Source organism: Actinomycetospora sp. NBRC 106375 (assembly GCF_030269665.1).
In the GTDB taxonomy this organism is placed as follows: domain Bacteria; phylum Actinomycetota; class Actinomycetes; order Mycobacteriales; family Pseudonocardiaceae; genus Actinomycetospora.
The window spans coordinates 1-1,462 of the sequence record NZ_BSTS01000061.1 but is presented as its reverse complement, the minus strand read 5'-3'; the positions used below and the strand labels follow the sequence as shown (position 1 = coordinate 1,462).

Genomic DNA, 1,462 nt, shown 5'->3' with positions numbered 1-1,462 from the left:
ACCTGCTGGGCCGGCTGCCGCAGGTGCACGCCGCCATGCGCGGCGGGGACCTCGACGAGTCCAAGGCCCGGGTGTTCTCCGACTGGACCCGCGACCTGGCCGACGACCACGCCCACCAGGTGTGCCACACCCTGCTGCCCGAGGCGCCCGCGCTGCCGGTCGGGGCGCTGATCGAACGCATCCAGGAACTCGCGCACGCCCTCGACCCCGACTGGGCCGCCCGCCGCGAGACCAACGCGTTGAAGAAGGCGCGGCTGCTGGCCTCGCGGAACCCGTCGGGGACCGCGAACCTCTCGGGCTGTGACCTGCCGGTCGACCGGGCCGCGATCTCGATGGCCCGCGCCGAGGCGCTGGCCGCGGAGCTGCGCCGCCGCGGGCTTCGGGTCAAGATCGAGCAGTTGCGGGCCGAGGTGTACCTGGCCCAGCTCGACGGCACCGCCGTCGGCCTCGACGACGACACCCTGCTCGACCTGCTCGAACACACCCTGCGCCCACCCGACCCCGACAGCCCGGGCACCGACCCCGACACCGGCCCCGACACCGGCGGCCCCGACGACGGGCCGGACAGCGGGCCCGACAGCGACGGAAACGGGCCGGACGACGGACCCGACGACGAGCCCCGCGGCAGCGGACCGGGCGACGACGACCCGAGCGACGACGACCCGAGCGACAGCGGACCGGGCGACAGCGGACCGGGCGACAGCGGACCGGGCGACAGCGGACCGGGCGACGACGAGCCGGGCGACGACGAGCCGGGCGACGACGAGCCGGGCGACGACGAGCCGGGCGACGACGAGCCGGTCGACAGTGACGGCGACTCCGGCGGCGGGCTCGGCGACGAGCCGCGCGGCGAGCCGGAGAACGAATCAGGAAACGAGCCCGAGGACACCGCCGACAACGCCACGAACACCGACGCCGCGAACGCTGCGAACGCCGACCCCGCGAACACCGACCCCGCGAACACCGACCCCGCGAACACCGACCCCGCGAACACCGACCCCGCGAACACCGACCCCGCGAACGATGCGGTGCCGGCCGGGGAGCCCGCGACCGACGAGGGCGCCGGCGACCACAGCGAGGGCACCGGCAGCGACACCGGTCACGGGCCCAGCGGCGACACCGGCGACGACACCGGCGATGAGGGCAGCGAGTTGCCGCGCACCAGCGGGGTGCGTACCGGCACCGTGGAGATCCGGCTGGAGCTCAGCACCGCCCTCGGGCTCGACGAACACCCCGCCCAGCTCCCCGGCTGGGGCACCCTGCTACCCGCCACCGCCCGCGCCATGCTCGCCCGCTACCACCACGGCGAATGGCGCATCGTGCTCACCGACCCCTCCGGCCGCCTCCAGCACGTCCTGCTCACCCGCCACCGACCCCGCCTCCCCGACCCGCCCCCGGGATCACCGGGTCGATCATCGAGTCGACCTCCGGGCCCCCGCCGCGACCAGCACCGGCGGCGGGG

The 1,462-nt window shown here is 75.9% G+C and carries 1 protein-coding gene; it reads left to right on the top strand.

All coding sequences use genetic code 11. From position 1 onward, the window contains the following. Nucleotides 1–1,462 (top strand): DUF222 domain-containing protein (locus QSK03_RS32845; RefSeq protein ID WP_285660030.1); only part of this gene is annotated, 1,462 nt, incomplete at both ends.